A 22,680-nucleotide genomic window follows, 5' to 3' on the forward strand; every position below is an offset into this window, starting at 1 on the left:
TTCAGTCCCAGTCCAGACCCTTGCGGCGCCACACGTACGCGTAGGCGACGAGCACGGTGACGATGAACAGCAGCATCTCGACGAGCGCGAACAGCCCCAGGCCCGAGGAGAGCACGCGGCCGAGGTCGTCCGTCTGCGGAGCGAACGAGACGGCCCACGGGTAAAGGAAGATGATCTCGATGTCGAAGACGATGAAGAGCATCGCCGTGATCATGTATTTGAGCGGGAACCGTCCGCCACCGACCGGCTGGGGCGTCGGCTCGATGCCGCATTCGTAGGCGTCAAGCTTGGCGCGGTTCCAGCGCTTGGGACCGGTGAAGGGAGCGATGGCGACCGAGAAGATCGCGAAGCCCCCCGCGAGAACGGCGAGCACCAGGATGGGCACGTAAAGGTCCATCGCTACGCCTCCTCTGGAGTCGCCGCGCGCGCGGGCGCGCAGCCGGATCTGTTGATTGCGAGATTCATGCTGGTGGCGCGACCTTCGAGAGTGCGTTAATGATCATGTCCGACGCATCGCCTCGCCGGTCGGTGAGATTACCAAGGAGTTTCAGCGCGAAGCGCATCAGCCTCGGGTGAGGCAGCCCGTGCTTGGTGCCGAAGCTCATCACCCCGGGCTTCCCGATCGCCTCGACGAACAGTCTCCCCAGGGTGAAGTAACCGCCGTAGGCGTCCTTCAGCACTTGAGGATAGGTCCGCAGGGTCCGTTCCCGCTGCGCGGGGGTGGTGGTCCTGAGGGCCTTCGCGATGATCTCGGCGGCGATCTCGCCGGTCTCCATGGCGTAGGCGATGCCCTCGCCGTTGAACGGGTTGATCGCCCCGCCGGAGTCTCCCACGAGCACCAGGCCGCGTGTGTAGTGGGGCTGCCTGTTGAAGGCCATCGGGAGCGCGGCGCCGCGGATCGGGCCCGTCATGTTCTCCTCGGTGAAGCCCCACTCCGCCGGCATCGACCGGCACCAGCGCCGCAGCAGGTCGCGGTAGTCGATGTTGCCGAACTGTGAGCTGGTGTTGAGCAGCCCGAGCCCCACGTTGGAGGTGCCGTCGCCGACGCCGAACACCCAGCCGTAGCCGGGCAGCAGCGTGTCGCCGTCCCACAGCTCCAGCCAGGTCTCGAGGTAGTCGTCGTCGTGGCGCGGGCTTTCGAAGTAGGTGCGCACGGCCACGCCCATCGGGCGGTCTTCGCGCTTGTGCAGGCCCATGCCCAGGGCCAGGCGGGTGCTGTTGCCGTCGGCGGCCACGACCACGCGGCTGCGGAAGGTCCGGCCGTCCTTGGTGGTCACGCCGACGATGTGGCCGCTGCGGTCGTCGAGGACGGGGCCGGTGACGGTGACGCCCTCCATGAGGCGGACGCCGTTCTTGACCGCGTTGGCGGCGACGATCTCGTCGAAGTCCTGGCGGGTGCGGACGAGCCCGAAGTCGGGGAAGCGGTCGAGCTGCGGCCAGTCGAGCTCGAAGCGCAGGCCGCCGCCGACGACGCGCAGTCCCTTGTTCCTGATCCAGCCGGGCGCGTCGATGTCGACGCCCATGTTCTGCAACTGCTTGACCGCGCGGGGGGTCAGACCGTCGCCGCAGACCTTCTCCCTGGGGAACGTGGTCTTCTCCAGGAGCAGCACGTCGAGCCCGGCCTGCGCGAGGTGAAAAGCGGTTGCGGAACCGGCGGGACCGGCGCCGACGACGATGACGTCGGCGGCGTCAGCCTGTATGGCTGTTGGCACGGTCACTGGACTGTCCTGTCCCTACACGCTCGAAGGCCGTGGGGGTGTGCGCGCCTTCGTTCCTTTGTGAACCCCTTCACAAACTTACCGGCCCGTAGTCTACTGCTTTTCGGGTACATAGTGGCAGTCGGGGTGCCGTTCTGTGATCCAAGGGGACGGCGTGTCGCCTGGGGGCAGCGCACTCATGATCCGTCACGCTAGCAGCAGGCCCTGACTGGATCCGAGCCCGGCCGGTCAGGAGCCCGCTCCGCTCCGGGACGCCGCGCCGGCCATGCCGTCCGGCACTCGCGCATTCGCCGCGGCGATTTCTTTCACCGGACTCGTCCCACTGAAAATGCCGCGGAAACGCGCCCGGCCGCCGCGCTCAGGCGGGCTTGAAACCCCGGTGCACGGCCACGATCCCCGCGGTGAGATTGCGCCAGGCCACGCGTTCCCAGCCGGCTCGCTGGATGGTCGCGGCCAGCGTCCGCTGATCGGGCCAGTCCCTGATCGACTCGGCCAGATATTCGTAGGAGTCGTCGTTGGAGCCGAACACCTTGGCCACCTTCGGCAGCATCCGCATCAGATATTCGCGGTAGACCAGGTCGAACGCTTTGACGGTCACATGGGAGAACTCCAGAATGACCAGCCGGCCGCCCGGCTTCGTCACCCGCAGCATCTCCCGCAGCGCGAGGCCGGTGTCGTGCACATTGCGCAGCGCCACCGAGATCGTCACCGCGTCGAACACGTCGTCGGCGAACGGCAGCCGCATCGCGTCACCCGCGAGGAACGGCACCCCGGCCCCCGACAGCGCGTTGCCCCCGTGCCGGGCCACGCCGGTGCGCAGCATGCCGAGCGAGAAGTCGGAGGCGATCGCCCGCGCGCCCAGCGTGGTGAACGCGTCGGTGGAGGTGCCGGTGCCGGCCCCCAGGTCGAGCACGAGCTCACCGGGACCCGCGTCCACGGCGGCGGCCACCACCTTGCGCCAGAGCCTCACCTGCCCGAGCGAGATCACGTCATTGACCAGGTCGTAGCGCCGGGCGGTGCGATCGAACATCGCGGCGACCTCATCCGGCTGTTTGTCCAACTGAGCGCGCGTCATGCCCCACACCCTACGGGCCGGCGCCCCCGGGCCGGCGGCCATGCCCATCCGGGACAATCGACGGAAAGTAGCCATGAGACTACGCAACGTCTGCTAGATATTGGCGAATGCTTTCCCGTGTCGCCCTTGCGGCCATCATCGCCTCGGCTCCCGCCGCGCATCCGCGCGTCGTGTCGGCCGACCCGATAGACACCACCCCTCATGTGCTCGACGGCATCGTCAACGCCATCACCCTCGTCGGGCGCACCGTCGTCGTCGGCGGCTCGTTCAGCGAAGTGAGCGACGCCTCCCGTGGAACGATCCACGCCCGTGCCAACCTGTTCGCCTACGACCTGGTCACCGGCCGGATATTGCCCGGCTTCGCGCCGAGCGTGGCCGGGCCGGTCTTCGGCCTGGCCGCCGGCGACCGGGGCACCGTCTACGTGGGCGGCGAGTTCCACGGCGTGAACCAGCAGCGCGCCCGCGGCCTGGCCAGGCTCGCGCTCGCCGACGGCTCGCTCACGCCCGGGTTCGATCCGCGCATCGGCGGCGGCATGGTGACCTCGGTGGCCAGGCAGGGGGCCAGGCTGTACGTCGGCGGCGACTTCAACAGCCCGCGTACGGCGCTGGCCAGGCTCGACGCCACCACCGGCGCGGCCGACCCGGCCTTCGCCATCACGCCGGGCGGGCCGCTGACCGCCCGGGTGAAGGTGCACGCGCTGGCCGTCTCGCGCGACCGGCTCGCCGTGGACGGCTCGTTCACCACGCTCGGCGGCCACTCCAGGCCGCAGCTGGGGCTGATCGACGTCGGCGGCGCGCAGGCCAGGGTCGCGCCCTGGCGTACGGAGGCGTACGCCAAGCCGTGCAGCCCCAACTTCCCCTCCTACGTACGCGGCCTCGACTTCTCCCCCGACGGGAGCTATTTCGCGGTGGTCACCACCGGCGGCGCCAGGGGCGGGATCTGCGACACGGCGGCCAGGTTCGAGACCTACAGCAGGGGCTCGGCGATCAGGCCCACCTGGGTCAACGCGACGGGCGGCGACTCGCTCTACGCCGTCTCGGTGACCGGCGCCGCGGTCTACGTCGGAGGACATCAGCGCTGGCTGGACAATCCGCGGGGCCGTGACTCGGCGGGGCCGGGCGCGGTGTCACGGCCGGGGATCGGCGCCATTCATCCGCGCACCGGAAAGGCGCTCAGTTGGAATCCCACTCGGGAGCGCGGCATCGGCGTGAAGGCGTTTTACGCGCATGGCGGCGGACTACTTGTCGGTAGCGACACAACGAGACTCGGACGGGAGTACCATGCCCGGATTGGCATGTTCCCCCTGCCCTAGTCGTCTTGCGGCTTCGGCCGGTCGATCCTGTCGCTGAGCCGCTCGCTCACGGCGTCACGCTGCTTCGACAGCAAGACGTAGCTCGCTATGCCGCTGATCAAGAAAGAAGCCGCGATCAGCGCGATCGGGTTTTGCAGTCCGAGCAGGAACAGGACACCGAGAGTCACGAGAAACAGGGCGAGTCTGGACGCGGTGTAAAGGAGAACGGGACGCACAGGTCGAGGTTACTCGGACCTGTGTACGGCTCGCTCTTCGCATCGGTCGCGAGCACTGCTACTGTTCCCAGTTAGGGAGTTTCGTAAAGAAACACCCACGAGAGCCCCAAAGAGGCTCTATCATATAACAATCGGGCAGTCAGCTGATAACAACCCGTGATCTTTGTCGAAAACCACGGATAAATCAGGCTTCGCTCGACACACTTGTTACCTGTCCGCCCGCTGGCAGGAAGCGGGATGCGAGGGGGAGAGATTGGTGGAGAGTAGCAGCGAGCGTCTGCTGACCCCAGGAGAGGTTGCCGCCCTCTTCCGGGTAGACCCAAAGACGGTTACGCGCTGGGCTGCGGCAGGCCGCATCAGCAGTATCCGCACCCCCGGAGGGCACCGGCGCTTCCGCGAGTCGGAAGTCCACGCCCTTCTCCGAGGCGAGGACGTTCTTACGGCCGACAGGCCAGCAGGTGAGTCCCCGCGCGTCTGACGTTCCGTCAAGTCGGTGATCCTGCACGGTGGCCCGTCGTTCAACGGCGACCACTGCCACCAGGATCACCGCTGGCGGGACCCACTGTTCGGCGTGCTTTCCGGCCACACTTCCGTACGGCGAGCACGGGGCGGCGCCAACCGCCGACCGTGGCTGGCGCCTGCCCATTCTCCCCGCCCAGGCAGCGACCGGTCATCCGTCCTGTCCCCCGCTCAGACAGCGACCGGTACTCCGTCCTGTCCCCCGCCCGGACGTGCCTCGCGCCGCCGGCTCAGGCATCCTCCTGCTGAGCCTTGAAGGCCAGGAACTCGCGCTCCAGCTCGTCGTTCTCCTCTTCCCAGCGACGGCGGCGCAGCTCCGCCTCCTCCTCGGTCAGCGACTCCGGCAGCCACTGCTCGTAGTCGGGGTCACCGGGTTGCACGTCCACGTACGCGTTGCCGATCAGACGCCCGTCTTCGCTGGACAGGCTCTGCGGCACGCGCAGTGTCCCGTCCGCGAGCCGGATGACGTACATCGCCGATCACCTAGATTCCGTAGCGCCGGTTGAAGAACAGCATGATGTCGAGCGCCATGCGCGTGTCACCGCCGAGCATGTCGACGAGGGCCGGGCGCTGGCGGGAGGCGATGGCGGCGAAGGCGTCGGCGAAGAACTCCTTGCGGCCCAGCCCGCCGCCCTGACGGTGGAACGTCGAGGCCAGCAGCGGGACGGCCGTCTCGTAGAGCCTTACGAACTCCGGCGAGTCGGACACCCAGTCGCCGTGGGCCGAGTCGATGTCGTCGATCGCGTGGCCCACCTCGTGCATCATCACGTCGGGGGTGGGTGAGGGGCGGTCGCCCACGACGATCTTGCGGTCGCCGTACGCGCCCGCGCAGATGTCCCAGGTCGCGCGGCCCGACGGGAGCGGGGCGCCGCGTAAGTAACCCATGTCGTCGAGGTCGGGAACACCGCCGGGGCCGACGTAGATGCCCTCCAGGCCCTCCGCGAGCAGCTCCTTCAGCCGCTCCGGCAGCCTGGCCAGGCTCTCCACGGCGCGGATGACGTCCACCGGCGGCCGGCTCCGCCTGGCGTCCCACTGGCGGTGCAGGATCGTCTCCAGCTTGCCGCAGTGACGCAGGCCGTCGCCGAGCGAGGGCGCGTCGGGGCGGTTGGGCTGGGCCCTGAGCGGCTGGTCGGCCAGCTCGAAGTCGTACCAGGTGTAGCGGGGGCGGTCGATCATGACGGCGGCGGGCAGCCTCTCGCCGCGTTCGCGCAGCGTGAATCCGTCCCGGCTCATCTCATGACGCCTTTCCCACGACCCGGGGGCCTCGCCGCCCGGCCACGTCATCCGTTCACGCTCGCCACCCGGCCACGTCATCCGCTCACGCTCGTCGCCGCCGGGCCACCTCGCCCTTTCCCACCCGCTGGCACCGGACGCCCGCTCCTGCTCGCCGGGCCAGGCCACCCGCTCGGCGCGTTCGCCGCCGGGCCAGCCGGACCGATCGGGCGGGCTCGCGCCGGGACGCCCCGCCGCCGCCTCGCGCCGCGCGGCGGCCCTGGCCTCCTGGCGCCGCTCCCGGGTCCTCGACCAGAAGGAGCGCTGGGCGTCGGGCGGGGCCTCGGCGCGGCGGGAGAAGAGGTAGGAACCGCGCCGCCACCAGCGGCCGCGCCGATGCCGACCTTTGTCGCCCGGACTCCTGTCCGCAGTAAAGGCCATCGCACCTCTCAACGCCCGTGGATGCCCACCCGGCCTCTCGGACCTCCGTGGACACCGCCACATCCGTTTCCACCGTACGACGCGGATCTTCCGCTAGTCACCAGATATGGGACATCGGGCAGCACGATCAGGTCGTGCGATGGCTTACAGTTCGGGCATGGCAGTTGTTCTGATTGGCCTGGCGCTGCTGGTCTTCTGGCTCTTCTCGCTTTTCGACGTGGTCACCACGCCCGAAGACGAGGTTAGGAACGTACCAAAGGCACTGTGGATCCTCATCGTCGTAGTCATCCCTCTGCTCGGCGGCGTGGTGTGGATGGTCCGCGGCCGTCCGCGCGCCCCGCGCGCGGCCTGGCCCGTGCCCCCGGGGCCCGGCATGCCGAAGGGACCGGATGACGACCCCGACTTCCTGCGCGACCTCGACCGCCGCATGCGCGGCGACGACGTGAGCTAGTGCTGTGACCGGGCCCGCCGGTGGTCGCCGCTCGCGCCGTCGATGAGCTCACGCACGATGTCCATGTGACCGGCGTGCCGGGCAGTCTCCTCGATCATGTGGATGAGCACCCAGCGCAGCGTCACCTTCTCACCGCGCTCGTTGCTGCCGAGATCCTCGAGGCCGAACTTCCCGATGACCTCGTCCGATGACGCGCGGGCGCGGGCGTAGAAGGCGAGGACCTCGGCCGTGCTCTCGCCGGCATCGACGCGCAGATCGGCGTTCTCGTCATCGTCGTCGAACGGAAGCTCCTCGTGCTCCTGCCCGAACGTGTCGGCGAACCACCAGTACTCGACGGCCGCCAGATGCTTGACCAGGCCCAGCAGGTTCGTCCCCGACGGGGTCATGGGGCGTCGGAGCGCCTCGTCGTCCAGGCCCTCGACCTTCCACAGCACCACGTCGCGATGACGGTCCATGCTGGCCTGGAGGCTTTCCTTCTCACCACCGGTGAACGGCACTGTTCTCATGCCGGGAACCTAACAGCCGACGGTATGGACCCTGGCCGAGGAGCTCACGCCGTCATCGCCGTCAGTCGACGTCGGCGTAGCTGTGCAGGCCGTCGATGAAGATGTTGACGCCGATCAGGTTGAACATCAGGCAGCCGAACGCCACGAGCTGCACGATCGTGGAGGCCCTGCCCTTCCATCCGGCCGTCGCCTTGGCGTGCAGGTAGGCGGCGTAGGCCACCCAGGTGATGAAGGCCCACACCTCCTTGGGGTCCCAGCCCCAGTAGCGGCCCCATGCCCGGTCCGCCCACAGCGCGCCCGCGATGACGGCGAACGTCCACAGCGGGAAGGCGAACACGATCGCCCGGTGCGCCACCCGCTCCAGGTCCGCGCGGGCCGGCAGGCGTGACGCGCCGTCGCCGCGCATCAGGTAGAGGATGCCGGACACCCCGGCCATCGTCATCAGGCCGGTGGCGATGATGGCCGCGGTGACGTGGATGGCGATCCAGTACGAGTCCAGCGCCGGCACCACCGGCCCCGCGACCGTGTAGAACACCTTGACCGCCAGCCCGAGGCCGAGCGCGGCGGTGACCATGACGAACGCGCCCAGGAAGCGCACGTTGTGGCGGATCTGGGTGACGAGGAACGCGGTCACGGCGGCGAAGCAGATCGCGACCACGAACTCGTACATGTTGCCCCACGGCCACCGGTCCGCGGCCAGGCCGCGGGTGACGAGGGCGCCGAAGTTGGCGGCCCAGCCGAGCCAGGCGAGCGCCAGAGCCACCGTCCCGGCCCGCGCGGGCACGTTCGGCGCCTTCGGCCCGTTCGTCGTCCCGACGGCCCCCGCACCCGCCTCAGCGGCCCCGGCTCCCGCCGCCACGGAGGCTTCTGACGTGACCGAGGCCGGCTCGGACGTGGCGGACGACTCACCGTCCCGCACGGCGGCTCCGACCGCGACCGGCTGCCTGGCCTCGACCGGCTCCCCATCGGCGGCCCGGTCGGTGGCCCGGTCGGCGGCCCGGTCGAGGCGGGTCCGGCCGAAGGCGAGATCGACGGCGAAACCGACCATGGCGACGACGTAGAGCAAGACGGCTGCGACGACGAAAAGGTCGCTCAGCTCGGCGAGTCGCTCAACGGACATCCTTGTCTCCTGCTGCTGATAGAACCTTGACGATTTCGGCGAACTCCTCGGCGAAGCCCGTCGCGGACCCTTCCGTACGGGTCAGGCCGCCCACCTCGGCCCGGCCGCCCGCGATCCGGACGAACACCCGGCGGCGGCGGATCATGAGCGAGAGCGCGATGGCGACGACGGCCGTGCCGGCGGCGAGCAACGCGGGCATGCGGCCCGGGTCGTAGGCCATCTGGAGCGTGATCCACTCCTTGACGCCGGTGTACTCGAGCTTGCCCAGCCCGCCGGGCAGATCGACCGCCTGCCCCACGGCCAGCGGCTTGGGCATGCCGGTGCCCATGAGCACCGGCTTGAGCTTCTTCAGCACCTCGGGCTCGGCCAGCTCGTAGACCGACTGCGGCTTGCCCGAGCGGACGCCCAGATCGCCGGAGAAGGCGCCGAGCACCTGCACCTCCGGGTTGAGCTCGCCGGGGAAGGCGGAGGCGTGGTTGCCGTCGGTCAGCGGCACGCTGGTCGGCAGGAACCGCAGCAGGAACCCCAGCTGCGACGGCTGCGCGTCGGGCACCTTGACCACGCAGCCCGAGGTCATCGTGGCCTTGTCCTCGATCAGGCAGGCCACGGGCCCCTCGAAGGCCACCTGCCCCTTGCCGTCGGTCACCTTGAACACGGGCGCGTAGCCGTTGCCGATCAGGTACGTCTGCGTGCCGTCGATCTCCAGCGGATCGTTGACCTTGAGGTCGTAGTCGCGGGCCGGCGCCTGCGGCGAGTCGTTGACCCTGAGGTGGGCGCTGTAGTCGAGCGCCTGCCCGCGCTTGTCGCCGGTGACCTGGTAGGCCACCTTGAAGTCCTGGAGCTGGAAGGAGAACGGCTCCAGCGACTCCGCCGAGACCTGGCTGCCCGGGAAGAACCGGTCGTAGGCGGCCACGGTGTTGGCGAAGCCGTCGCCCTCGACGACCAGCACGTTGCCCCGGTAGCCGTAGAGCGAGCCGCCCGCGATGGCGAGCAGGATGCCGAGCAGGGCGACGTGGAAGAACAGGTTGCCGGTCTCGCGCAGGTAGCCCTTCTCGGCCGACACCCAGCCGTCGCCCGTCACGACGCGGAAGCGCAGCCTGCGCAGCCGCCGCGCGGCCTGCTCGACCGCCGGCCCGTCGTCCAGGCCGGTCTCGAACGCGGCGGTGTGAGGCAGCCTGGACAGGTTCTTCGGCGCGGCGGGCGGCTTGCGGCGCAGCTCGCGCACGTAGGTCGCGGTACGCGGGATGACGCAGCCGATCAGCGAGGTGAACAGCAGCAGGTAGATGGCGGCGAACCAGACCGAGGTGAAGACCTCGAAGAGCTGGAACCGGTCGTACCAGGCGGCCAGCGCCGGGCTCTGCTCGTAGAGCCGGGCGACCTTGTCGGGCTCGACACCGCGCTGCGGCACCAGCGAGCCGGGCACCGAGCCGAGCGCGAGCAGGAACAGCAGGATGAGGGCCGTCTTCATCGAGGTGAGCGTGCGCCACACCCAGCGCGCCCAGGCCACGGGCCCGAACGAGGCCCGCTCGGGTGCCCGCTTGCGCTCCAGCTCTTCGACGCTCATCAGATCACCGGCTCGAACGCGCCGATCAGGCCCTGCATGGCCGCGATCATCTCTCCCCAGAGCCCGGTCACGAGCAGCACGCCGACGGCCACCATCATGCCGCCGCCGATCCTGGTGATCAGGCGCGAGTGCTTGCGGATGGCACGGAACGTGCGCAGGGCCCGGCTGTAGGCCAGCGCCGCGCCGAGGAACGGCAGGCCGAGGCCCAGGGCGTACGCGACGGCCAGGAGCGCGCCACGTCCGGCGCTGCCCTCGTTGAGCCCGAGCGTCAGCACGACGGCCAGCGTCGGCCCGATGCACGGCGTCCAGCCGAGCCCGAACACCACCCCGAGCAGCGGCGCGCCGGCCAGTCCCGCGGCGGGCAGGCGGTGGATGCGCACGTCGCGCATCAGACCGGGCAGCACGCCGAGGAAGGCGAGCCCGAGCCCGATGGTCAGCACGCCGAGCACGCGCGTGATGATCTCCGCGTTGCCCAGCATCATGGACCCGAGCCCGCCGAACAGCGCCCCGCTGAGCACGAACACCAGCCCGAACCCGGCCACGAACAGCGCCGTCCCCAGCACCAGCCGCCCCCGCCTGGGGTCGGCGCTCATGCCGGTCACGTACGACAGGTAGCCGGGGACCAGCGGCAGCACGCACGGCGACAGGAACGACACCACGCCCGCCAGCACCGCGATGGGCACGGCCAGCAGCAGCGAGCCCGAGGCGACGACATCACTCATCGCGCACCTTGGTCACCGCGTTCATCAGGTCGGTGTACTTGACCGCGCCCAGCGCCCTGGCCGCGATCCTGCCCTGCTTGTCGATGATCAGCGTGGACGGGATGGCCGCGGGCGGCACCGTGCCCTGGAAGGCCAGCGCGACCTTGCCCGGCTGGTCGAAGAGATGGGGGTAGCCGGTCTGCTCGGTGCGCTCGAACGCCTTCGCGTCGGCCTGGCGGTCCTTGAAGTCGACGCCGAGGAACTCGACGCCGCCGGCCTTGGTCTTGGCCGCGACCTCCTTGAGCACCGGCGCCTCGGCCCGGCACGGGCCGCACCAGGACGCCCAGAAGTTGAGCACCACGACCTTGCCCTTGTGCGCGGCCAGCGAGGCGGTGGCGCCGTCGAGGGTCGGCCCCTCGATCGCGGGCGCGGTCTTGCGCTCGCTCGCCTCGAACACCTGCATCTTCCCGTCGCCCGCGACGAAGCGGGTGTCACCGGCCGCGGGCTGACCGCCCTGGGCGCCCGCGCAGCCGGCGGCCAGAAGAGCCAGGGGGGCCAGGAGAAGGAGGGAGATGGACTTGGCGCGCACGGAGGAAGATCTCCTTGTACTACAACCGGTAGAGCTTGCAACTCTACCGGTGCGTCCTTCCGCCCCGGACATCAGGCCCCGGGGACGGCGGGCCCGTCTCGCCGGGCTCTTCGCCCGGGACATCAGGCCCCGGGGACGGTGGGTCCCGTCTCCAGGCCTCCGGCCGGCTCGCTGTAACCGATGCTGACCAGACGATCGCCGTCGAACGTGAGCGTCGTGAGGCTGGCCAGCGCGCACTGCCGGCGGCGGGGGTCGTGCCACAGCCTGCGGCCCTCCGCGGCCGACCTGATCGCCCAGATCGGCAGCTGGTGGCTGACCAGCACCGTCTCGTGGCCGCGTGCCGCCGCCCGCGCCTCGTCGATGATCGACTTCATCCGCCGGACGATGACCGGATAGGGCTCGCCCCAGGACGGACGCATCGGGTTCCAGAAATAGCGGTAGTTGCGCGGGTTGCGCAGCACGGCCAGGCCCTGGCCCAGCACCCGCCCCTCCAGCAGGTTGCCCGCCTCGATCAGCCGCTCGTCCTGGACGACCTCGATGCCGAGTTTCGCGGCGAGCGGAGCCGCCGTCTCCCGCGCGCGCTCCAGCGGTGAACTGTAGAGGGTGACGATGTCACGGCCGCCGACCGCCTTGGCGACCGTCTCGGCCATGAGCCGGCCCGTTTCCGACAGGTGGTAGCCGGGCAGCCTGCCGTAGAGGACGCCCCCGGGATTGTGCACCTCACCGTGGCGCAGCAGGTGGACGACGGTGGTTTCAGCCATGGTGGGCCCAGCCTATCCGCTCGGCAGGACCGTGCCGCCAGGGCCTCGCGGGGCGCGCGCGGTAAAGTCGGGCCGGAAGGGAGCCTCCCGCGTGAGCCCATGGGCACTCGTCCTCGTCATGACCGCCGCCGTCTCCCACGCCACCTGGAATCTGCTGAGCAAACGGGCCGCCCAGGCCGACGGGGCGGTCTTCCTCTGGCTCGTCGCCGTCGCGGCGGCCGTCGTCTGGAGCCCGTTGTTCGCCGGGTTCCTCCTGGTCACGGGCACTCCCGTCACCCTGAAAGACCTCGCGGTGGCGGGCGGCAGCGCCACGCTGCACCTCGGCTACTTCGTGCTGCTCCAGCGCGGGTACGGCCGCGGCGACCTGTCACTCGTCTACCCGGTCGCCCGGGGCACGGGGCCGCTGCTGGCCTCCCTGGTCGCGGTGCTGTTTCTGGGCGAGCGCCCGTCGGCGGCCAACATCGCCGGGATCGTGCTGATCGGGGCCGGGGTGTTCCTGATGAGCGGCGGGCACGCGGAGCTCAAGGGACTGGTGCCCGGGCTGGTCGTGGGGGTGTTCATCGCCGCGTACACGGTGTGGGACTCGCGGGTGGTGAGCGCGTTCGCGGTGGCGCCGATCATGCTGAACTACCTCGGTGAGGTGGGGCGGGCGCTGGCGCTCACGCCCTTCGTGCTCGGCGCCCGGCGGGCCCTGATCCGGCCGGTCTGGCGGGAGCACCGGTACCGGGTGCTGGGGGCGGCGGTGCTGATCTTCCTGTCGTACCTGCTGATCCTGTTCGCGTTCACGATGGCGCCGGTCAGCGTGGTGGCGCCGGCCCGTGAGGTCAGCGTGCTGATCGCGGTCCTGCTCGGGGGGCGGCTGCTGGCCGAGGGCGACGTACGGCGGCGGTTGATGGCCGCGGCCGTCATCCTCGGCGGCGTCGTGGCCATCGCCCTGAGCTGACTCCGCCCTGAGCCGGCCCCCTCAGCCGGGCGCCCGCTTGTCAGGTGACGGCCCAGGCGTTCTCCTGTTGTTTGCTGGCCTCGACCAGCGCGTCGACCATGGCGCGGATCGCGGGGCGGCGGGCCGCGTCCTGGCGCCAGATCGCGTAGATGCGCCGGGACTGGCGCGGCAGCAGCGGGACGAGCCGGGCGCCGTCGGGCACGCAGTCACGGCCGAGCCGCGGCACGATCGCGCAGCCCAGGCCGGCCGCCACCAGCGCGAGCTGGGTCGGGTACTCGTCGGCCATGCACGAGATCTCCGGCTCAAGCGAGGCGCTGCGCAGCGTGTAGACCAGCCAGTCGTGGCAGACCGTGCCGGGGGCGCCGCTGATCCACTGCTCGCCGCTCAGCGCGGCCAGCTCGATCTCGCGCTGGTCGGCCAGCGGGTGCGTGGCCGGGATGGCCACGTCGGCGATGTCGTCCAGCAGTGTGGCCTTGGACAGGCCCTCGGGGATGGCCATGGGCCGGTTGAGCCAGTCCTGGATCACGCCCAGGTCCAGCTCGCCCCTGGCCACCTCGCGCACCACCCGCTCGGGGTCGCGCTCGCTGAGCTGCACCTGCAGGTCGGGATGGCGTCCCCTGAGCGAGACGAGCGCGCCCGGCATGAGCCCGCGCGAGGCGGTGGGGAAGGCGGCGATGTTCAGCCGGCCGACGACCTCGCCGCGCAGCGCCTCGAAGTCGGCCTCGGCCGTCTCGACCAGGGCGAGGATGCGTTCGGCGTGCTCGGCGAGCAGCCCGGCCGCGTCGGTCAGGCGCACGCCGCGCCCGTTGCGCTCCATGAGCCTGGCGCCGGTCTCGCGCTCCAGCTTGGCGATCTGCTGCGACACCGCCGACGGCGTGACCATGAGGGCGTCCGCGGCGGCCCCGACGGAACCGTAGACGTGGACTGCGTGAAGTGCCTTCAACCGGTTCAAGTCCAACATGTAAGCCAGCCTAAACGGTTTAGCGTAGAAAGTCTCGCTTGTCGTTGAATGTGTAGCAGATGAAAATAGATGCATGAGAATCCTCAAGACGAAGAAGCAGCAGACCGGTTCCGTCTCCTACCTCAAGGTGCTCGCCGAGCAGGCTCGCGACCAGCGCATCCGGTACCAGAAGCCCGCTCGCTGAGTGAGCCCCCGCCACCTCGCCCTCGCCGTCGGTCTCGCGGCCGTCTGGGGCTTCAACTTCGTGGTCATGCAGGCCGGCCTGCAGCACTTCCCGCCCCTGCTGTACGCCGGCCTCCGCTTCGCCATGGCCGCGTTCCCCGCCCTGCTCTTCGTGGGCCGGCCGGGAGTCCCGTGGCGCTGGGTCGCCGGGGTGGCGGCCACCTTGGGAGTGGGCCAGTTCGGGCTGCTGCTCGTGGGAATGCGAGCGGGCATGCCGGCCGGCCTGACCTCCCTCGTCCTGCAGATGCAGGCACTGTTCACCGTGTTGTTCGCGGTGACGCTGCTCGGGGAGCGGCTCACCGCCCGCCGCGTGCTCGGGCTGGCCGTCGCTTTCTGCGGGCTGGCCCTGGTCGCGTTCGACTTCGGCGTCGCCGGCCCGCTGGGCGCCTTCGCCCTGTGCGTGGCCGCCGCCGCAGCGTGGGGGCTGGGCAACGTCGTCCAGCGCCGCGCCGCGCCGCCCGACTCCCTGCGCTTCATGGTCTGGGTGAGCGCCCTCTCCGCGCCCCCTCTCCTGCTCCTGTCGGTGCTGGTGGAAGGGGCGCCGGTGCTGAGCACCGCGACGGAGGGGTGGCTGTCGCTCGTGTACGTGGCCTTCGTCTCGACCCTGGGCGGCTTCGGCGTCTGGGGCTGGCTGCTGCGGCGTTACGACGCCTCGACCGTGGCGCCGTACACGCTGCTCGTGCCCGTCTTCGGCATGTCCTCCGCCGCCCTGGTGACCGGTGAGGCACTGTCCTGGGTCAAGCTGCTGGCCGCCGCGCTCATCGTCTCCGGCGTCCTCTACGCCGGCACCAGGCCCCGCCGCCCCGCGCCCGCCGAACCGGCGGCCACGCCCTCGTAACTCCCCGGGAGCGGATCAGAGGACGGCGGCGGCCGCCTTGGCGGCGGCGGGCAGGGCCTCGGCGACGCGGCCGAGCGCCTCGTCGTCGTGGGAGGCCGACAGGAACCACGCCTCGTACGCCGACGGCGGCAGATAGACGCCCTGGTCGAGCATCGCGTGGAAGAAGGCCGTGAACGCCGCGGTGTTCTGCGTCTTGGCCTCGGCGAAGTTCGTCACCTCGGCGTCCGTGAAGAAGATCGAGAACAGGCTGCCCGCCCGCTGCAGCCGGTGCGGCACCCCGGCGGCCGCCAGCGCCTCCGAGGCAGCCTGCCCGACCTTGAGCGCCGCGTCGTCCACCCGCGCGTACGCCTCGGCGTCGAGAGCGCGCAGCGTCGCCAGGCCGGCCGCGCAGGCCAGCGGGTTGCCCGACAGCGTGCCCGCCTGGTAGACGGGGCCCTCGGGCGCGAGGTGCCCCATGACGTCGGCCCGGCCGCCGAACGCCGCCGCCGGCAGTCCGCCGCCCATGACCTTGCCGAACGTGATCAGGTCGGCGTCGACGGGGTCGAGGCCGTACCAGCCGGCCGCCGAGACGCGGAAGCCCGTCAGCACCTCGTCCACGATGAGCAGCGCGCCGCCCGCCGTGCACAGCTCGCGCAGGCGCGCGTTGAACCCGTCGCGCGGCGGGACGACGCCCATGTTGGCCGGGCACGCCTCCGTGATGACGCAGGCGATCTCCCCCGTCGCGAACGCCGCTTCGACGGCCTCGACGTCGTTGTACGGCAGCACGATCGTGTCGGCCGCCGAGGCCCCCGTCACGCCGGGGGTGTCGGGCAGCCCGAACGTGGCGACGCCGGAGCCGGCCGAGGCCAGCAGCGCGTCGACGTGGCCGTGGTAGCAGCCGGCGAACTTGATCACCTTGGACCGCCCGGTGAAGCCCCTGGCCAGGCGTACGGCGCTCATCGTCGCCTCGGTGCCGGAGCTGACCAGCCGCACCTTCTCCACCGGCGCGACCCGTTCGACGATCGCCTCGGCCAGCTCGACCTCGCCCCGCGTGGCGGTGCCGTAGGAGAACCCGCCCGCCACCGCGTCGGAGACGGCCTCGACGACGGCGGGATGGCGGTGGCCGAGGATCATCGGGCCCCACGAGCAGACCAGGTCGACGTAGCGGTTGCCGTCGACGTCGGTGATGTAGGGGCCCTGCCCCGAGGCCATGAAGCGGGGCGTGCCGCCCACCGCGCCGAACGCGCGCACCGGGGAGTTGACGCCGCCGGGGACGATCTGGCGGGCGCGGGCGAACAGGTCGTCGGAGTTCTGTGTACGGCTCACCGATCCAGGTTAGCCGCGCCGCTCAGTCGGCCAGCCACTCCAGGAGGAGCAGCGGGTCGGGCAGCGGCCGCCCGTCGGGTGCGCGCAGCCAGGTGACGTTCTGCCCGCCGGGCAGCGTCGAGGGCGGGGCCACGACGTAGCTGTCGCGGCAGTGCCAGCGCAGCCCCGGCGTGTCGTCGATGGTCGCCGGGTCGCAGTCGAGGTGACACGACCACCACTCGTCCTCGTCCTCTGGATTGCCCCTGGTCGCCACATAGAACAAGACCCGGTCGCCGTTGGCGGCGACCGGGCCTGGGTGGGCGCCGGCGGCGTCGATCCTGGTGAGGGCCGACAGGCCGGCGGCGAGCGGTACGTCGAAGACGTCGAACACGCGCCCCGTGGGCAGAATCACACCCGCCTCGGGCTCGGCCTGCCACCAGCGGGTGAGCAGGGCCGGGTCGGTCGTGGCCTGCAGATGCCAGGCGGGCGACAGCGGATGGGCGCCTGGGTCGGGACAGCCGACCCGGTCACACGAGCAGGCCCGCGGCCCCGTGCGGAGCGCGTAGGCGCCGGGCACCACGGGCCAGCCCAGGGCGGCGTATTCGAGCACGGCGTCGATGCGTGTCGGCCGCGCGCGTTTTTTGGTACGCCGAGCCAGTGGTACCCCCACCATGGTGTCTCCCGTCGCCTCACAGTGCCTGAGGAGGTCCCGGATCCCGGGCTGTACGCACACGCGGGACACACCAGCACTTGTCCTGCAACTCTAACCCACGGGCCCCAGGAGTTGACGGGAAACCCCTAGGTTAGAGCCCTCGTGCCACTTCCACGGCCCAGTAGGTGAGGATCAGATCGGCCCCCGCGCGCTTGATCGCGACCAGCGACTCGTGGATCATCCGGTCCCGGTCGATCCAGCCGTTGGCCGCGGCGGCCTCGATCATCGCGTACTCGCCGCTCACCTGGTAGGCGGCCACGGGCACGTCGACCTCGGCGCGGACGCGGGTGATGACGTCGAGGTAGGCCCCGGCGGGCTTGACCATGACGGCGTCGGCGCCTTCGGCCAGGTCGAGCCGCACCTCGCGCAGCGCCTCGTCCAGCGGGCCTGCCGGGTCCTGCTGGTGGGTGCTGCGGTCGCCGAACTGCGGGGCGCACTCGGCGGCGTCGCGGAACGGCCCGTAGAAGGCGGAGGCGTACTTGACGGAGTAGGCCAGGATCGGGACACCGGCGTGACCGGCCGCGTCGAGCGCCGTGCGGATCGCGCCGACCTGGCCGTCCATCATCCCGCTCGGCGCCACCATCTGCGCCCCGGCCTCGGCCTGGGCGACCGCGACCGAGGCGTACCGCTCCAGGGTGGCGTCGTTGTCGACGTCGCCCGACGGGGTGAGGATGCCGCAGTGGCCGTGGTCGGTGAACTCGTCGAGGCAGGTGTCGGCCAGCACCACGAGGGAGTCGCCGACCTCGGCGTTCACGTCGCGCAGCGCCTGCTGCAGGATCCCGTCGGGGTCGTCGGCAGCCGAGCCGCGGGCGTCCTTCACGGCGGGGATGCCGAACAGGATCAGCCCGCCCACGCCGGCCTCGGCGGCCTCGTGGGCGGCCTTGCGCAGCGAGTCGCGGGTGTGCTGGAACACGCCCGGCATGGAGGCCACGGGCTGCGGCTCGGTGAGCCCTTCCTTGACGAACATGGGCAGGATCAGGTCGGCGGCGTGCAGCCGGTTGCCCTGAACCAGGCGGCGCATGGCAGGACCGCGGCGCAGCCTGCGGGGGCGGGCGACGGGATACTGCGCGCTCACGTGCGCACTCACTGGGGCACTCACTTGACTCTCCTCCTGGCGCCACGGCGGTTCTGCGAGGGCCGTCGCGGGTGGTCGCCCGCGGCCAGTGCCGCCTGGCGCTGCTTGGCCCCGAACTCGGCCACGGCGGCGGCCAGGGCGGTGGCGGACGGTGTGTCGGCCATGACGTCGACGCGGAGCCCGAACTCCTCGGCGGTCTTGGCCGTCTGCGGCCCGATGACCGCGATCACGGTGACGTTGTGCGGCTTGCCGGCGATGCCGACGAGGTTGCGCACCGTGGACGAGGACGTGAAGAGCACGGCGTCGAAGCCGCCGCCCTTGATGGCCTCGCGGATGGGCGCGGGCGGCGGCGCGGCCCGCACGGTGCGGTACGCGGTGACGTCGTCGCACTCCCAGCCCAGCTCGGTGAGCCCGGCCACGAGCGTGTCGGTGGAGATGTCGGCCCGCGGCAGCAGCACCCGGTTGATCGGGTCGAGCATCGAGTCGTAGGGCGGCCACTCGGCCACGAGCCCTTCCGACGACTGCTCGCCCGACGGCAGCAGATCCGGCTTGACGCCGAACTCGACCAGGGCGCGCGCGGTCGCGTCGCCCACGGCCGCCACCTTGAGCCCGGCGAAGGCGCGGGCGTCGAGGCCGTACTCCTCGAACTTCTCGCGCACCGCCTTGACCGCGTTGGCGCTGGTGAAGGCCACCCACTCGTAGCGGCCCGTGACCAGGCCCTTGATCGCGCGGTCCATCTGCTGCGGCGTGCGCGGCGGCTCGACCGAGATGGTCGGCACCTCCTCGGGCACCGCGCCGTAGGCCACGAGCTGCTCGGACAGGCTGCGCGACTGCTCCTTGGTCCGCGGGACCAGCACCCGCCAGCCGAACAGCGGCTTGGTCTCGAACCACGAGAGCTTGTCGCGCAGCCCGACGGCCTCGCCGACCACGATCAGCGCGGGCTCGGTGAAGCCGGCGTGCTTGAGGTCGGCCTGGAGCCGGCCGAGCGTGGACACGACGGTGTACTGCTCGGTGGTGGTGCCGCCGCTGCTGACCGCGACGGGCGTGGTGTCGGGCTTGCCGCCCGCGATCAGCGCCTTGCCGATGGGCACGGCGTCGCCGATGCCGTTGTAGACGACCAGCGTGCCGCGGCAGGCGGCGTGGGCGGCCCAGTCCTGCTCCTGGGCGGCGTCGACGACCCGGAACTCCGGCACCGCGCTGGCCGGCGGGATGCCGGCGTAGGTGAGCACGGCGGTCGCGGGCGGCACGCCGGGCACGATCTCGAAGTCGACCTCCGCCGCGGCGCAGGCCGCGACCTCCTCGGTGATCGAGGAGAACAGCATCGGGTCGCCCGCGCACAGGCGCACCACGAGCTGCCCGCGGGCGGCACGCTTGACGAAGTCGCGCTCGGCGACCTCGACGCCTTCACGGCAGTGGCGCAGCAGCGGGGTCTGGGTCTCGTCGTCGAGCACCACCGCGTCGGCCTTGCCGAGCAGTTCGGCGGCGCGGAGCGTGAGCAGGTTGGGATCACCGGGACCCGCGCCCACGAACGCGACGAAACCGGAGGTCGGACTATCGGAGCTCAATGGGATTGCTCCCCCATCAATCTGTCGGCCCCTTCGGCGATCATCTCGGCCGCTAGGAGGCGGCCCAGTTTCGCAGCCTCCGAAGGAGAGCCGGCGGCGGACTTGCGGACCGCTTCGCGGCCGTCGATGGAGACGACCACAGCGGTCAGGTTCAGAGTGTGCCCGTCATCGGCCGCGAAAGCACCCACCGGGGCGGAACACCCGGCTTCCAGCGCGTTCAGCACGGCACGCTCGGCGATCACCGCCGAGCGGGTGGACGGGTCGTCGAGCACCCGCAGGAACTCGATCAGGTCGGCGCGGTCGGCGCGGCACTCGACGGCCAGCGCCCCCTGGCCGGGGGCGGGCAGCAGTTCCTCGGTCTCGAAGATCTGCGCGATCTCGTGGCTGCGGCCGATCCGCTCCAGGCCGGCCGAGGCCAGCACGACGGCGTCGAGCTCGCCCGAGGTGACCTTGCCGATACGGGTGTCGGCGTTGCCGCGGATCGGGACGTATTCCAGGTCGGGGCGGAGCGCGCTGAGCATGGCCACCCGGCGCGGCGAGCCGGTGCCGACCCTGGCGCCCGGCGCGAGGTCGGCGAACTTGTGCGTGCCGACCAGCGCGTCGCGGTGGTCGTGGCGGGCGGGGATGGCGGCCAGGACGAAGCGCGGGTCCTGCGTGGTCGGCAGGTCCTTCAGCGAGTGGACGGCGAAGTCGACCTCGTCCTCGATCAGCTTGTCGCGCAGCGCGTTGACGAACACGCCCGTGCCGCCGAGCTGGGCCAGGTGAGCCTTGGTCACGTCGCCGAACGTCGTGACGCCGACCAGCTCGATCGCGCGCCCGGTGCGCTGGATATAGGCGTCGGCCACCATGCCGGACTGCGTGGTCGCCATGAGGCTGCGTCGGGTGCCGAGCCGCAGCGCGCCCGTACGGGTCGTCACAGCTCCACCTCCCTCACGGCCTCGGGCATCTTCGGATCCAGGTCGAACAACTCGCGCAGGGCTTCGGCATAATGATCGCCTCCCGGGCAGGTGGCGAGCTGCTTGACACGCACAGTCGGCTCGTGGAGCAGCTTGTCCACCACCCGCTGCACGGTCATGGCGACCTCGTCGCGCGCCCGCTCGTCGAGCTCGGGCACGCGCATGAGGAGCCGGCCGAGCTCGGACTCGACCACGCCCGCGGCCTTGCTGCGCAGCGCCACCACGGTCGGAGTGACCTTGGCCGCCCGCTCGGCGTCGAGGTAGGCGCGCAGCTCGCCGGCCACGAGGTCGCGCACGGTCCGTACGGCGTCGCCCTCGGCGGAGCCGATACCGGACTCCTGGATCGTCTCCAGGTCCACCAGCGTGACGCCGGGCACCTCGCGTACGGCCGGGTCGATGTCGTGCGGCAACGCCAGGTCGAGCAGGAACGCGGGCCCGCTCAGCATGCCGGGGGTGATGACATGGCGCCCGGCGCCGGTGCAGGTGATGACGATGTCGGCGCCGGCCAGTTCGCCGGCCACGGCGCCGAACCCGACCGCCCGCCCGCCGACGGACTCGGCCAGCCTGGCGCCGCGCTCGAAGGTGCGGTTGGCCACGGTGATGTCGGTCACGCCCGCGCGGGCGAGCGTGACGGCGGCCAGGGAGCTCATGGAGCCGGCCCCCACCACCAGGGCGCGCCGCCCGGTCAGGTCGCCGGCCAGGGCGAGCCCGGCGGAGACGAGCGAGGCGCCGTGCTTGTCGATGCCGGTCTCGTGGTGGGCCCGCTTGCCGACCCGCAGTGCCTGCTGGACCAGCTCGTTGAGGGTGGCGCCGACGGCGCCCTGCCGCTGCCCCAGCTTGAGCGCCTGGCGGACCTGGCCGAGGATCTGGCCCTCGCCGACGACCATGGAGTCGAGCCCGCACACCAGGGAGAACAGATGCTCGACGGCCCGCTCCTCGTAGTGCACGAAGAAGTGCGGCCGCAGCTCCTCGACGGGAACGCCGGAGTGGACGCCGAGCAGGTCGGTGATCGCGGTGACGGCGGCGTGGAAGCGGTCGGCCGTGACCAGCACCTCGACCCGGTTGCAGGTCGAGATCACCATGGCCTCGGCGACGCAGGAGTCCTGCCGTACGTCGTGCAGGAGCTTGACCAGCGCCTCGCCCGTCATCGAGACGCGCTCCAGCAGGGCCACCGGCGCGGTCCGGTGACTGAGTCCTACAGCCAGAACACTCATTGACCGTCCATCGCCATGAGTGGCCCCCCAGCCTTGCGTTGCTCGTGGAACGCGAGAATCTGCAGTTCGATTGATAGGTCGACTTTACGGACATCGACGCTGTCCGGCACGGAAAGTACTACAGGGGCGAAGTTCAGGATGCTGGTGACGCCCGCGGCCATCACGCGGTCGCAGACCGCCTGCGCCGCCGGCGCCGGTGTCGCCAGAACCACGATCGAGACTCCGCGCTGCCCGATCACGGTTTCCAGTTCGTCGATGTGCTCCACATTCAACCCCGCGATGGTGTCGCCCACCACTTCGGGGTCGGCGTCCACGAGCGCCGCGACGCGGAAGCCCCTGGAGACGAAACCGCCGTAGTTGGCCAGCGCGCGGCCGAGGTTACCGACTCCGACGATCGCCACCGCCCAGTCCTGGGTCAGTCCGAGCTCGCGGGAGATCTGGTAGACGAGGTATTCGACGTCATAGCCTACGCCTCGCGTGCCGTAGGAGCCCAGATGAGACAGATCCTTGCGCAACTTGGCCGAGTTGACCCCGGCGGCGACGGCCAGGTCTTCCGAGCTGACGGTCGCGATCCCCCGCTCGGCCATCCCGTGCAGCGCCCGAAGGTACAACGGGAGCCTGGCGACCGTGGCTTCGGGGATGCCGCGGTCGCGGGGTTGGGACGGGCTCTTCACGTGCCGGTGCTCCAGGGAACGGGCGGCTTGGGGACCGCGTGATAGGAATCG

The 22,680-nt window shown here is 71.0% G+C and carries 25 protein-coding genes; 5 read left to right on the forward strand and 20 right to left on the reverse strand.

Going from position 1 to position 22,680, the window contains the following annotated elements; genetic code table 11:
* Position 1 precedes the first annotated feature (1 nt).
* The 3 genes from OIE67_RS45070 to OIE67_RS45080 all read right to left on the reverse strand — a co-directional run bounded on the left by OIE67_RS45070 (position 2) and on the right by OIE67_RS45080 (position 2,793).
* Positions 2–397 (reverse strand): NADH-quinone oxidoreductase subunit A, encoded by a 396-nt coding sequence (locus OIE67_RS45070; RefSeq protein WP_080043646.1) that lies wholly within the window; start codon positions 395–397, stop codon positions 2–4.
* 64 nt (positions 398–461) lie between these two features.
* A complete protein-coding gene (locus OIE67_RS45075) occupies positions 462–1,718 on the reverse strand; it encodes a geranylgeranyl reductase family protein (protein ID WP_106246184.1) in 1,257 nt (418 codons plus the stop codon).
* Positions 1,719–2,076: 358 nt separating this feature from the next.
* Positions 2,077–2,793 carry a demethylmenaquinone methyltransferase gene (locus OIE67_RS45080; RefSeq protein WP_326632091.1) on the reverse strand — a complete coding sequence of 239 codons (717 nt, stop codon included), beginning with the start codon at positions 2,791–2,793 and terminating at the stop codon, positions 2,077–2,079.
* Between the two features lie 107 nt (positions 2,794–2,900).
* On the opposite strand from OIE67_RS45080, the gene OIE67_RS45085 reads away from it, so the two are divergent.
* On the forward strand, positions 2,901–4,106 hold the full coding sequence (locus OIE67_RS45085; RefSeq protein WP_326632093.1) for a delta-60 repeat domain-containing protein: 1,206 nt from the start codon (positions 2,901–2,903) through the stop codon (positions 4,104–4,106).
* On the opposite strand, the gene OIE67_RS45090 is transcribed toward OIE67_RS45085, so the two are convergent.
* Positions 4,103–4,321: a DUF4229 domain-containing protein gene (locus OIE67_RS45090; protein ID WP_326632095.1), complete on the reverse strand. Its 219-nt coding sequence runs from the start codon at positions 4,319–4,321 to the stop codon at positions 4,103–4,105. The genes OIE67_RS45085 and OIE67_RS45090 overlap by 4 nt on opposite strands.
* 256 nt (positions 4,322–4,577) lie before the next feature.
* On the opposite strand from OIE67_RS45090, the gene OIE67_RS45095 reads away from it, so the two are divergent.
* Positions 4,578–4,799: a BldC family transcriptional regulator gene (locus OIE67_RS45095; protein ID WP_026214226.1), complete on the forward strand. Its 222-nt coding sequence runs from the start codon at positions 4,578–4,580 to the stop codon at positions 4,797–4,799.
* Between the two features lie 271 nt (positions 4,800–5,070).
* On the opposite strand, the gene OIE67_RS45100 is transcribed toward OIE67_RS45095, so the two are convergent.
* Positions 5,071–5,313, reverse strand: coding sequence for a hypothetical protein (locus OIE67_RS45100; protein WP_106246178.1), 243 nt, complete (start codon positions 5,311–5,313; stop codon positions 5,071–5,073).
* 10 nt (positions 5,314–5,323) lie between these two features.
* Positions 5,324–6,493 (reverse strand): hypothetical protein, encoded by a 1,170-nt coding sequence (locus OIE67_RS45105; RefSeq protein ID WP_326632108.1) that lies wholly within the window; start codon positions 6,491–6,493, stop codon positions 5,324–5,326.
* 157 nt (positions 6,494–6,650) lie between these two features.
* On the opposite strand from OIE67_RS45105, the gene OIE67_RS45110 reads away from it, so the two are divergent.
* The gene (locus OIE67_RS45110; protein WP_326632110.1) at positions 6,651–6,944 is read left to right on the forward strand and encodes a PLDc N-terminal domain-containing protein; all 294 of its coding nucleotides are present in this window, start codon (positions 6,651–6,653) and stop codon (positions 6,942–6,944) included.
* Here the strand turns inward: OIE67_RS45110 and OIE67_RS45115 are convergent.
* The 6 genes from OIE67_RS45115 to OIE67_RS45140 all read right to left on the reverse strand — a co-directional run bounded on the left by OIE67_RS45115 (position 6,941) and on the right by OIE67_RS45140 (position 12,185).
* Positions 6,941–7,450 carry a DinB family protein gene (locus OIE67_RS45115; RefSeq protein WP_326632112.1) on the reverse strand — a complete coding sequence of 170 codons (510 nt, stop codon included), beginning with the start codon at positions 7,448–7,450 and terminating at the stop codon, positions 6,941–6,943. The genes OIE67_RS45110 and OIE67_RS45115 overlap by 4 nt on opposite strands.
* A gap of 61 nt (positions 7,451–7,511) precedes the next feature.
* Positions 7,512–8,570, reverse strand: a complete 1,059-nt coding sequence (ccsB, locus tag OIE67_RS45120; protein ID WP_326632114.1) for a c-type cytochrome biogenesis protein CcsB — start codon at positions 8,568–8,570, stop codon at positions 7,512–7,514.
* Positions 8,560–10,134 (reverse strand): cytochrome c biogenesis protein ResB, encoded by a 1,575-nt coding sequence (resB, locus tag OIE67_RS45125; RefSeq protein ID WP_326632116.1) that lies wholly within the window; start codon positions 10,132–10,134, stop codon positions 8,560–8,562. The genes ccsB and resB overlap by 11 nt, the downstream gene beginning before the upstream one ends.
* On the reverse strand, positions 10,134–10,856 hold the full coding sequence (locus OIE67_RS45130) for a cytochrome c biogenesis CcdA family protein (protein WP_326632118.1): 723 nt from the start codon (positions 10,854–10,856) through the stop codon (positions 10,134–10,136). The genes resB and OIE67_RS45130 overlap by 1 nt, the downstream gene beginning before the upstream one ends.
* Positions 10,849–11,424, reverse strand: coding sequence for a TlpA family protein disulfide reductase (locus tag OIE67_RS45135; protein ID WP_326632120.1), 576 nt, complete (start codon positions 11,422–11,424; stop codon positions 10,849–10,851). Before OIE67_RS45135 ends, OIE67_RS45130 begins: the two co-directional genes overlap by 8 nt.
* A 122-nt stretch (positions 11,425–11,546) precedes the next feature.
* The gene (locus tag OIE67_RS45140) at positions 11,547–12,185 is read right to left on the reverse strand and encodes a histidine phosphatase family protein (RefSeq protein WP_326632122.1); all 639 of its coding nucleotides are present in this window, start codon (positions 12,183–12,185) and stop codon (positions 11,547–11,549) included.
* A 91-nt stretch (positions 12,186–12,276) separates the two neighbouring features.
* Between OIE67_RS45140 and OIE67_RS45145 the strand changes: the two genes are divergently transcribed.
* Positions 12,277–13,128, forward strand: coding sequence for a DMT family transporter (locus tag OIE67_RS45145; protein WP_326632124.1), 852 nt, complete (start codon positions 12,277–12,279; stop codon positions 13,126–13,128).
* Positions 13,129–13,168: 40 nt separating this feature from the next.
* On the opposite strand, the gene OIE67_RS45150 is transcribed toward OIE67_RS45145, so the two are convergent.
* Positions 13,169–14,089, reverse strand: coding sequence for a LysR family transcriptional regulator (locus OIE67_RS45150; protein ID WP_326632126.1), 921 nt, complete (start codon positions 14,087–14,089; stop codon positions 13,169–13,171).
* Positions 14,090–14,273: 184 nt separating this feature from the next.
* Between OIE67_RS45150 and OIE67_RS45155 the strand changes: the two genes are divergently transcribed.
* A complete protein-coding gene (locus OIE67_RS45155; protein ID WP_326632128.1) occupies positions 14,274–15,149 on the forward strand; it encodes an EamA family transporter in 876 nt (291 codons plus the stop codon).
* Between the two features lie 15 nt (positions 15,150–15,164).
* Here OIE67_RS45155 and hemL read toward each other — a convergent pair whose 3' ends face one another.
* The 7 genes from hemL to OIE67_RS45190 form a co-directional block, all read right to left on the reverse strand.
* Entirely contained in the window at positions 15,165–16,454 is a 1,290-nt protein-coding gene (gene hemL / locus OIE67_RS45160) for a glutamate-1-semialdehyde 2,1-aminomutase (protein WP_106246161.1), read from the reverse strand.
* A gap of 22 nt (positions 16,455–16,476) precedes the next feature.
* Positions 16,477–17,106, reverse strand: coding sequence for a bifunctional DNA primase/polymerase (locus OIE67_RS45165; RefSeq protein WP_106246160.1), 630 nt, complete (start codon positions 17,104–17,106; stop codon positions 16,477–16,479).
* A gap of 130 nt (positions 17,107–17,236) precedes the next feature.
* The gene (gene hemB / locus OIE67_RS45170; RefSeq protein WP_326645690.1) at positions 17,237–18,220 is read right to left on the reverse strand and encodes a porphobilinogen synthase; all 984 of its coding nucleotides are present in this window, start codon (positions 18,218–18,220) and stop codon (positions 17,237–17,239) included.
* A 20-nt stretch (positions 18,221–18,240) separates the two neighbouring features.
* Positions 18,241–19,791, reverse strand: coding sequence for a bifunctional uroporphyrinogen-III C-methyltransferase/uroporphyrinogen-III synthase (locus OIE67_RS45175; RefSeq protein WP_407674931.1), 1,551 nt, complete (start codon positions 19,789–19,791; stop codon positions 18,241–18,243).
* Positions 19,782–20,702, reverse strand: coding sequence for a hydroxymethylbilane synthase (gene hemC, locus OIE67_RS45180; RefSeq protein ID WP_106246155.1), 921 nt, complete (start codon positions 20,700–20,702; stop codon positions 19,782–19,784). The genes OIE67_RS45175 and hemC overlap by 10 nt, the downstream gene beginning before the upstream one ends.
* A complete protein-coding gene (locus OIE67_RS45185; RefSeq protein WP_326632133.1) occupies positions 20,699–21,955 on the reverse strand; it encodes a glutamyl-tRNA reductase in 1,257 nt (418 codons plus the stop codon). Before OIE67_RS45185 ends, hemC begins: the two co-directional genes overlap by 4 nt.
* Positions 21,952–22,629: a redox-sensing transcriptional repressor Rex gene (locus OIE67_RS45190; protein WP_326632135.1), complete on the reverse strand. Its 678-nt coding sequence runs from the start codon at positions 22,627–22,629 to the stop codon at positions 21,952–21,954. The genes OIE67_RS45185 and OIE67_RS45190 overlap by 4 nt, the downstream gene beginning before the upstream one ends.
* Between the last annotated feature and the right edge of the window lie 51 nt (positions 22,630–22,680).

Source organism: Nonomuraea fuscirosea (assembly GCF_035917475.1).
In the GTDB taxonomy this organism is placed as follows: domain Bacteria; phylum Actinomycetota; class Actinomycetes; order Streptosporangiales; family Streptosporangiaceae; genus Nonomuraea; species Nonomuraea fuscirosea.

What these genes read in the sequence shown, in the direction of transcription:
- OIE67_RS45070 (WP_080043646.1), bottom strand. Translation starts at nt 397, where the DNA reads ATGGACCTTTACGTGCCCATCCTGGTGCTCGCCGTTCTCGCGGGGGGC.
- OIE67_RS45080 (WP_326632091.1), bottom strand. Translation starts at nt 2,793, where the DNA reads ATGACGCGCGCTCAGTTGGACAAACAGCCGGATGAGGTCGCCGCGATG.
- OIE67_RS45105 (WP_326632108.1), bottom strand. Translation starts at nt 6,493, where the DNA reads ATGGCCTTTACTGCGGACAGGAGTCCGGGCGACAAAGGTCGGCATCGG.
- resB (WP_326632116.1), bottom strand. Translation starts at nt 10,134, where the DNA reads ATGAGCGTCGAAGAGCTGGAGCGCAAGCGGGCACCCGAGCGGGCCTCG.
- OIE67_RS45150 (WP_326632126.1), bottom strand. Translation starts at nt 14,089, where the DNA reads ATGTTGGACTTGAACCGGTTGAAGGCACTTCACGCAGTCCACGTCTAC.
- ccsB (WP_326632114.1), bottom strand. Translation starts at nt 8,570, where the DNA reads ATGTCCGTTGAGCGACTCGCCGAGCTGAGCGACCTTTTCGTCGTCGCA.
- OIE67_RS45085 (WP_326632093.1), top strand. Translation starts at nt 2,901, where the DNA reads ATGCTTTCCCGTGTCGCCCTTGCGGCCATCATCGCCTCGGCTCCCGCC.
- OIE67_RS45115 (WP_326632112.1), bottom strand. Translation starts at nt 7,450, where the DNA reads ATGAGAACAGTGCCGTTCACCGGTGGTGAGAAGGAAAGCCTCCAGGCC.
- OIE67_RS45185 (WP_326632133.1), bottom strand. Translation starts at nt 21,955, where the DNA reads ATGAGTGTTCTGGCTGTAGGACTCAGTCACCGGACCGCGCCGGTGGCC.
- OIE67_RS45165 (WP_106246160.1), bottom strand. Translation starts at nt 17,106, where the DNA reads ATGGTGGGGGTACCACTGGCTCGGCGTACCAAAAAACGCGCGCGGCCG.
- OIE67_RS45100 (WP_106246178.1), bottom strand. Translation starts at nt 5,313, where the DNA reads ATGTACGTCATCCGGCTCGCGGACGGGACACTGCGCGTGCCGCAGAGC.
- OIE67_RS45110 (WP_326632110.1), top strand. Translation starts at nt 6,651, where the DNA reads ATGGCAGTTGTTCTGATTGGCCTGGCGCTGCTGGTCTTCTGGCTCTTC.
- OIE67_RS45130 (WP_326632118.1), bottom strand. Translation starts at nt 10,856, where the DNA reads ATGAGTGATGTCGTCGCCTCGGGCTCGCTGCTGCTGGCCGTGCCCATC.
- OIE67_RS45140 (WP_326632122.1), bottom strand. Translation starts at nt 12,185, where the DNA reads ATGGCTGAAACCACCGTCGTCCACCTGCTGCGCCACGGTGAGGTGCAC.